The sequence below is a fragment of the Bradyrhizobium sp. P2_E8 genome, assembly GCF_056403875.1.
Map to the genome: position 1 here is coordinate 1 of NZ_JBFUES010001263.1, position 1,845 is coordinate 1,845.

Annotated in this window: 2 protein-coding genes; one reads left to right on the top strand and one right to left on the bottom strand. The window is 65.7% G+C overall.

The window, feature by feature from the left end:
- Positions 1 to 153: 153 nt before the first annotated feature.
- A complete protein-coding gene (locus AC1D00_RS39335; RefSeq protein WP_477014387.1) occupies positions 154 to 1,164 on the bottom strand; it encodes an alpha/beta hydrolase in 1,011 nt (336 codons plus the stop codon).
- A 138-nt stretch (positions 1,165 to 1,302) separates the two neighbouring features.
- Between AC1D00_RS39335 and xseA the strand changes: the two genes are divergently transcribed.
- A partial coding sequence (xseA, locus tag AC1D00_RS39340) for an exodeoxyribonuclease VII large subunit (RefSeq protein WP_477014388.1) occupies positions 1,303 to 1,845 on the top strand: 543 nt, incomplete at its 3' end.

Sequence of the window (1,845 nt, forward strand, 5' to 3'; positions counted from 1 at the left end):
CCTCAGGATGAGGCTCAGCTGCACCAGGACCCGTTGAAGCGGCTGCCGCAAACTCCGCCCTCATCCTGAGGGCCCGCCGCTGGCGGGCGTCTCGAAGGATGGCCACGGGGAAACCGCTCCCCTCTGCGATTGCCTTGCCGTCAACGGGGCGCATCATGACTGCCCTGCCCCGCGCGTTGCCACGTCCTCGGCGATCACCGAGATCGCCTTCGGGTGGGTGACGATGCCCATGTGGTTGATGCCGTCAATCAGTTTGACGTCGACCGACGGTTTGATCGCCTGCACCGTCTCCACATATTTGTCCGAGATCATCATCTCGTCGTCGGCGCCGCCGAAGATCGTGATCGGACGCGTCGTCGCCGGAAGGTCGACGCGATAGCCGCGCGTCGCGAAATTGCGCATCAGGCGATCGGAATAGGTGGAGACGAGGTACTTCGCCGAAGTCGCCGGCACGGCCAGGGCGAGCACCGGAAGCTGCGAACAGCAGTCGATGCCGAGCTTGCGCAGCGCAGTCAGGCCCAGCAAGCGCGGGACATCGACGATGGCCCAGCCGCCGGCGTGCGGCCTGTTGGTCGGTGCGTCATGGCCGAGATAGGGCGCGAGCAGCACGGTTCGCACGAACATGTCCTGCATGATCGGTGTCGCGGCGACGCGCAGCGAGAAACCGGCGCCAGCGGAATGGCCGATCAGGGTGAGCGGCAGGTCGGGCGCCGTCTTGCGCAAATGGGCGACGAAATCGACGAGGTCGTCCTCGAGCTGGCCGACATAGCCGATGTCGCCGCGCGTGCCGGAGCCGCCGTGGCCGCGGATGTCGAGCGCCCAGGTCTCTACCCCGCGCGAGGCGATCGCATGGGTCAACGCATGATTGACGGTGCCGCTGGAGCCGGACGAGCCATGGATGAAGATCGCACCGTGGCCCGTCGCGGGGCCATTCGGCGTGTAGTGGCGATAGCCGATCCAGGTGCCGTCGCGGGCCTGGAAGCGCTCGAGCGGCGGCAGGGTCGAGAAGTCGACGAGCTTCACGGACTCCGAGACCGATTTCATCTCGGGCGGCCGCTCCAGCGGCGTTGCGATCATTGCGGCCACGATCAGCGCCACAGCGCCGACCACACACAGGGCCCATTTCAGTCCGTGCAAAACGCCGCGCAGCAGCCGGATCGCCATCGCTAAACTCCCTGGAACACATCAATTAATAGAGAACTCTATATTACAGAGTACTCTCCCGGTCAATCCCCGGATTGGCGCCGCGCGGCGAAAATCCTTAACGTCGGGCCTGACCCCAAAATGCCGAATCGTTTGCCGATGCCGCCCGCGGAACCCCTGCTCAACGCCCCAGAATTCACCGTCTCCGAGCTCTCGCAGTCCCTGAAGCGGACGGTGGAGGATGCCTTTGGCCATGTCCGGGTCCGTGGCGAGATCTCGGGCTTTCGCGGCGCCCACTCCTCCGGCCACTGCTATTTCGCGCTCAAGGACGAGAGCGCCAAGATCGAGGCGGTGATCTGGAAGGGCGTGCACGGCCGCATGCGCTTCAAGCCCCAGGAGGGGCTCGAGGTCATCGCCACCGGCAAGCTGACGACCTATCCGGGCTCCTCGAAATACCAGATCGTGATCGAGGCGCTGGAGCCGGCCGGCATCGGCGCGCTGATGGCGCTGATGGAGGAGCGCAAGAAGAAGCTTGCCGCCGAGGGCCTGTTCGACGAAGCGCGCAAGCAGCTGCTGCCCTGGCTGCCGGAGGTGATCGGTGTCGTGACCTCGCCGACCGGAGCTGTCATCCGCGACATCCTGCACCGGCTGGAGGACCGCTTCCCCCGCCATGTGCTGGTGTGGCCGGTCAAGGTGCAGGGC

What these genes read in the sequence shown, in the direction of transcription:
- AC1D00_RS39335 (WP_477014387.1), bottom strand. Translation starts at nt 1,164, where the DNA reads ATGGCGATCCGGCTGCTGCGCGGCGTTTTGCACGGACTGAAATGGGCC.